This window comes from Trebonia sp. (genome assembly GCF_049794275.1).
GTDB lineage: Bacteria > Actinomycetota > Actinomycetes > Streptosporangiales > Streptosporangiaceae > Trebonia.
In genome coordinates this window covers 1-6,048 of the sequence record NZ_JBARCR010000667.1, presented here as the reverse complement: position 1 = coordinate 6,048, position 6,048 = coordinate 1, and the positions used below count along the sequence as shown (strand labels likewise).

The following is a 6,048-nucleotide window of genomic DNA, read 5'->3' as shown; positions in this document are numbered from 1 at the left end:
CTTGACGCTCGGACACGAGGAGCACCTTGGCGACGTCGTCGCCGGCTACGGCACCGACGTCGACCTCGACGTGATCCGCGCGTGGTGGTCGCTGCGAAGCCTGCAGGCGGCCCGCTGGCTGATCCAGCACGGCTTCGACCCGTCCACGCCGGGCTGCGAGTTCGACGTGCTGAGATCCCGGCTGTGAGGCTCGCCGGCCACATGGGTCAGATCGCCCCGACCGCCGAGCGGTAACGTTCCCGGAACGGGGATTTGCGGCAATAATCGGAGGGTGGGGGAATTGCCCGACGGGACCGTCACGCTGCTGTTCAGCGACATCGAGGGTTCGACCGCGCTGCTGAGCCGTCTCGGTGACCGGTACCGGGAAGCGCTGGCGGATCATCGCGTCCTGCTGCGCGCGGAGTTCGAGGCCTGGCGTGGCCGTGAGATATCCACCGAGGGGGACAGCTTCTTCGTGGCGTTCGAGGCCGCCGCCGACGCGGTGGCGTGCTGTCTGGCTGCGCAGCGCGCCCTGGCCGCCCATGACTGGCCGGGCGGGGATGCGGTCCGGGTCCGGATGGGCCTGCATTGCGGGGAGGTGACCCGGTACGAGGACAGCTATGTCGGGATGGATGTGCACCGGGCCGCGCGGATCGCCGCGACCGCGCACGGCGGCCAGGTGGTGCTGTCCGAGCCAGCGCTCCAGCGGGCGGGCCCGTTGCCGGACGGGGCGTCGGTCCGGGACCTGGGGTTCCACCGGCTGAAGGATATCGGCGCGCCGGAACGCATCTACCAGCTGGCCGCCCCGGGCCTGCGGGAGGACTTCCCCCCGCTGAAGAGCCTCGGCACGCACACCAGCCTGCCGGTGCCGGCCACGCCGCTGGTCGGGCGTGATGACGACGTGGAGCGCCTGCTGGCGGTCATTTCCCGGCCTGACGTGCGGCTGGTCACGCTGACCGGCCCCGGCGGGGTCGGCAAGACGCGGCTGTCCCTGGCGGCGGCCGCGGCGCTGGATCACGCCTTCCCGCACGGCGTGTTCTTCCTCGCGCTGGCCGCCGTTCGCGACGCCGACGTGATGTGGAAGACGCTGGCCGACGACCTGGACGTGGAGGGGGACGGGCCGGCCGTAGTGCTGGAGTACCTGCGGAACCGGCGGATGCTGCTGGTGCTCGACAACCTCGAGCAGCTCGACGGGGCCGGCGAGATCGTCGCCGCGCTGGCCGCTGAGGCTCCCGGCCTGGTGATGCTGGCCACCTCGCGCGGCCCGCTGTACGTCCAGAACGAGCATGAGTTCCCGGTGCCGCCGCTTGGCGTGGCCCGGGGCGCCGACCTGGACACGGTCGCGGCGTCCGCCGCGGTGCGGCTGTTCGCCCAGCAGGCGGGCATGGTCCGGCCGGGCTTCGCTATCACCGCGGACAACGCCGCCGACGTCGCGGCCATCTGCCGCCGCCTGGACGGGCTGCCGCTGGCCATCGAACTGGCCGCGTCCCGGGTCCGGCTGCTGGCTCCCAAGGCGCTGCTCGCCCGCCTCGGGCAGAGCCTTGGCCTGGCCACCGCCGAGGCCGGACGGCCGTCGCGCCAGCAGACCCTGCGGAATCTCGTGGCCTGGAGCTATGACCTGCTGACTCCGGACACGGCCCAGGTGTTCCGCCGGATGAGCGTCTTCGCCGGGGGATGCGACCTTGACGCGCTCGCGGCGGTGGCCATGACCGGCGACGCCGATCCCGATCCGCTGGAGCTTATCGCCGAGCTGCATGACGTCAGCCTGATCACGGTGACCGAGAGCGCCGACGGTGAGCCCCGCCTGGGCATGCTAGAGACGATCCGCGAGTATGCCCTCGAACGCCTGGAAGCCGACGACGACCTTGACGGCGCGCGGCGCCGGCACGCTGACTACTACGCCGGGGTCGCCGAACGGGCCAACGATCAGATTGACAGCCCGGCCCAGCTGACCGCCTTGGACCGGCTGGAGACCGAGCACGACAACCTGCGTGCCGCGCTGGCCTGGTCGCTGGAAACCCCGGCCGCCGACCCGGCCAGCCAGGGCGAACGAGCCGTCATCGGCCTGCGGCTGGTCCAGGCGCTGGCCACGTTCTGGCATCAGCACGGCCACGCCACCGAAGGACGGCGGTGGCTGCAGCGTGCCATGGACCTGGCGTCCGGCGACGGTGGGGCGCCGCTGGCCAGGGTGGCGCACGGACTCGGCGTGCTGATGGACCAGCAAGGCGAGCCGGATGCGGCCCGCCGGATGTTCGAGCGCAGCCTGGCCATCTGGCGCGAGCTCGGCGACCGGGGGCAGCAAGCGCGGCAACTGAACAGCCTTGGCATCACCTATGGTCACCTCGGCCAGCTGGCTACGGCGCGTGCCTTCCTGGAGGAAGCCGTCGCGCTCAATCGCGAGACCGGCAACATGGCGACGCTTGCGGCCTCGCTGGCCAACCTGGGTCAGCTGGAAAGCTCCCTGGGCCGCTGGGATCGCGCCATGGTGGTAGTCCAGGAGGCGCTCCAGCTCGACCGGCAATACGGCAGCCCTTTTGGGGTCGCCGTCGACCAGAGCACGCTCGCGCTGGCCACCTTGCGCGCGGGGCACCCGCGTCAAGCCCGCGACCTGGTCTGCGACATGCTCGGCTACGTGGCGAGCTCAGGCAACACCGCGTTCTTCGTGAGCACCCTGGAACTGGCCGCCGTGATCGTCGGTGCCCTGGATGACCATCCGCTGGCGGCCCGCCTGCTCGGCGCGGCTCAGACCGCCCGCCACGACTCGGGGATGCAGATCTCCGAGCCGGAGGCCGTCCTGCTCGACGAGCTCCTGGCCCCGGCGTACGCGGCCGTGACCCCTCAGAAGTGGGACGCTTGGCTGGCCGAGGGCCGTGCCCTCTCCCAGCCTGAAGCGCTCGCGCTGCTGCGTTCGCTCAATCTAGCGTTACCCCGCCTAGCCGCCAGTGCCGCTATCGCTATCGCTGTCGCGCAGCGGCAGCCCGGTCCAGCCTTCCCACAAGGTCGCGATCGACGCGTAGTCCTGGCGGCCGAGCCCGGCAGCCATGCCCAGCTCGTAGGCGGTGTGCGCAGCCTGAATGGTGAACAGCGGGATCTTGGTGTGCTCGGCCAGCTGCAGGGCGAGCGTGGAATCCTTACGCGCGGCCTCGGTCGGCATGCCGCCGGCGTAGTCGCCGCCCAGCACCCGCTCCATGAACCGGTGCGTCAGGGGCCTGATCAGGCCGCCCTCCTGACTGGCGAACAGTTCGCCAAGCTTGGCCCTGGGAATTGACCACGCCGCCGCCATCGCGCCCGCCTCGCACAGCATGACCATGGTCGCGTGCGCCACGGCATTGTTGATGACCTTGGCCGCCATCCCCGATCCGGCCGGGCCGAGATGCGTGATCGTTGACGCGAACGTGCTCAGGATGTCGCGGACCGAGTCCACATCGTCCGTATCCCCGCCGATCAGGACGGTCGCGACGCCCTCGGCGGATTGCCTGACCCCCGAGAGGATCGCGGCATCCAGCAACTTCACCGAGGCGGGCTCGCAGAACTCTCGCATGGCGGCGATGTCCATCGGCGTCACCGTGCTGGTCTCCACGATGACCGACCCTGGCGTGAGCACATCGAGGAGCTCCGTCACGACGGCGCGCGATATGTCCGGGGCGGGCAGCGACAGCACGATACGGCGCGCGGCAGCCACCTCCGGCAGGCTGCCCGCCAAGGTAAACGCACCGCCGGCGGCCAGTTCCCTGATGGCGTCCGTGGGCTGCACGTCGTAGGCGATCAGCGGGTACTGTGCGGCGAGCCGCCCGGCCACCGCCGACCCCATGTTTCCCAGTCCGACGAGTCCGACCGGGCCAGTATTCCGCTCTCCGTCGACCATGGCACACCTCTGCTTCCGCGCGTCACCGGCCTGCTTACCTTATTCACCGGGACACCAGATTCACCGGGACACTGGCGCTAGAAACAGTATCGATTCTGTAGTCAGTTATCGCCTACTTCATTGACAAACGATCATTGGCGCGATTAGCGTCGAAGTCTCGGCAGTCCGGCGTGTAAGGCGTGAGATTGGAGCATCCCGGTGTCCCACGACCACCACGACCTGTTTATCGCCGGTCGGCTTACCCCTGCCCATGGCGAAGCTGTGCTGACGACCATCAACCCGGCTACCGAGGAGCCGGTGGGGTCAGCTCCCGACGCCGGCCCGGACGACATCGATGCCGCGGTCCAGGCGGCGCGGGCCGCGTTCCGCGAGTCAGGCTGGCCCCAGCTGGCACCGAAAGAGCGCGCCCGCTACCTGCGGGCACTCGCCGACGAATTCGAGAAGCGCAATGACGAGCTCGGCGCACTGGTGACCATGGAGAATGGCATGGCGCTGAGTGTCTGCGGGGCGTTTAACGGAATCGGGTCGGCAACCCGGTACCGGTATTTCGCGGGCCTCGCCGAGTCATGGGACCCTGAGGAGGTCCGTGACTTCCCTGAAGCCCCCAGCGGTCCGGCGAAGATCAAGACGATCGTGCGCAGGCAGCCGGCCGGCGTGGTCGGAATCATCGTCCCCTGGAACGTGCCCCAGGGCAACGTGGCCGTCAAGCTCGGCGCGGCGCTGGCCGCGGGGTGCACCGCGGTTATCAAGCCCTCCCCAGAAACCCCGCTTGACTCCTACTTCCTGGCTCAGGCGGTGACCGACGCAGGCATCCCCCCAGGGGTGGTCAACATCGTCACCGGCGGCGACGCTACCGGCGCCGCGCTGGTGGCGCATCCCGGTATCGACATGGTCGCGTTCACCGGATCGAGCGCCGTCGGCCGGAAGATCGCCGCGGCCTGCGGCGGCAGCCTCAAGCGGGTGACGCTGGAACTCGGCGGGAAGTCCGCGGGCATCGTGCTCGAAGACGCTGACCTCGACCTCTTCGCCGCCACGCTCGGCTCATGCTCCGTTCCCTACAGCGGGCAGTCATGCCGCGCCAGCACCCGCATCCTCGCCCCGGCAGCGCGCTACGACGAGGTCGTCGACACCGTCGCCGGCGCACTCGCGGCGATGCCCGTCGGCGATCCGCTCGACCCGTCCACGGTGATCGGCCCGCTGGTGTCCGCCGCTCAGCGGAACCGGGTCGAAGGATACATCGAGCTCGGCAAGGGCGAGGGAGCCAAGCTGGCGCTTGGCGGCGGACGACCCAAGGGCCTCGACCGGGGCTACTACGTCGAGCCGACCGTATTCTCTGGCGTTCGCAACGACATGCGCATCGCGCGCGAAGAGATCTTCGGACCTGTCCTCGTCGTGATCCGCTACGACAATGAGGAGGAAGCGATCGCTATCGCCAACGATTCGGAATACGGGCTCGGAGGCACCGTTTTCACCCGCGACGTGGAGCGCGGCCTCGACATTGCCCGCCGGGTCGAGACCGGCAGCATCGGCGTCAACTTTGCCGGGATGGCACCGAACGCCCCCTTCGGCGGCGTCAAGAGCAGCGGCATCGGCCGCGAAAGCGGCCCGGAGGGCTTCGAGGAGTACCTGACGACCAAATCGATAGCGCGCCGGGCCTGAGCAGCCCAAGCATCGGGCCCACTGCGGTGGTGGTGGTGAGTGCTAGGGACGGGTAGATCCTGGCAAGGAGCGTGAAATCTCCGGCTAGGGGGCCCTTTAGTGGAAGCGATTTCTCCAGGCACAGGCCACGCTGACAGCGCAGCTGACCGGCTGCCCGTTTATCCGGCCGACTCCGCCCGCTCGCAAGAGGGCGTCGCCGGGCTAGCGGCGGTCGGCGGCGCGCTGGTGACAGCCATCGTCGTGCAGCGCTGGAACGAGGCCAACCGGACGTGGCTCCAGCGGTGGATCGGCGCGCCGCCGTACCGGCAAACCCGCGAGGAGGTGACCGTGAGGGCCGGTGCCCTCCTCGGGGGGACGCTGGCCTACCTGCTCGTGACCGGAGCGACGCAGGGCCTGCGCCGGCTCCAGGACCGCAATGGGCAACGCGAGATTGCCCGGAGCATCTGCCGGATCCTCCGTGTCGCTGCCACCGCACCCGACGGTTCGATGCCCGAGGAGGCCGGCTTCATCGTCGAGTCTGCCCTGATAAGCACGGGCGTGGGCGC

3 protein-coding genes and 2 pseudogenes are annotated in these 6,048 nt (G+C 69.8%); 4 read left to right on the top strand and 1 reads right to left on the bottom strand.

Translation table 11 applies throughout. The features are described 5' to 3' along the window. A pseudogene (locus WA805_RS17925) lies at nt 1-187 on the top strand (aminoglycoside phosphotransferase family protein); the annotation flags it as partial. Between the two features lie 84 nt (nt 188-271). Then, nucleotides 272-2,488 (top strand): annotated as a pseudogene (locus WA805_RS17920) (ATP-binding protein); the annotation flags it as partial. A 423-nt stretch (nt 2,489-2,911) separates the two neighbouring features. Here WA805_RS17920 and WA805_RS17915 read toward each other — a convergent pair. Further along, on the bottom strand, nt 2,912-3,844 hold the full coding sequence (locus WA805_RS17915; protein WP_425242902.1) for an NAD(P)-dependent oxidoreductase: 933 nt from the start codon (nt 3,842-3,844) through the stop codon (nt 2,912-2,914). A gap of 261 nt (nt 3,845-4,105) precedes the next feature. Between WA805_RS17915 and WA805_RS17910 the strand changes: the two genes are divergently transcribed. Together WA805_RS17910 and WA805_RS17905 are read left to right on the top strand one after the other, a co-directional pair. Beyond that, nucleotides 4,106-5,503: an aldehyde dehydrogenase gene (locus WA805_RS17910; RefSeq protein WP_425242901.1), complete on the top strand. Its 1,398-nt coding sequence runs from the start codon at nt 4,106-4,108 to the stop codon at nt 5,501-5,503. A gap of 99 nt (nt 5,504-5,602) precedes the next feature. After that, on the top strand, nt 5,603-6,048 hold a 446-nt coding region (locus WA805_RS17905), incomplete at its 3' end, for a hypothetical protein (protein WP_425242900.1).

Coding starts and splice junctions, on each gene's coding strand:
- WA805_RS17915 (WP_425242902.1), bottom strand. CDS start 3,844: ATGGTCGACGGAGAGCGGAATACTGGCCCGGTCGGACTCGTCGGACTG.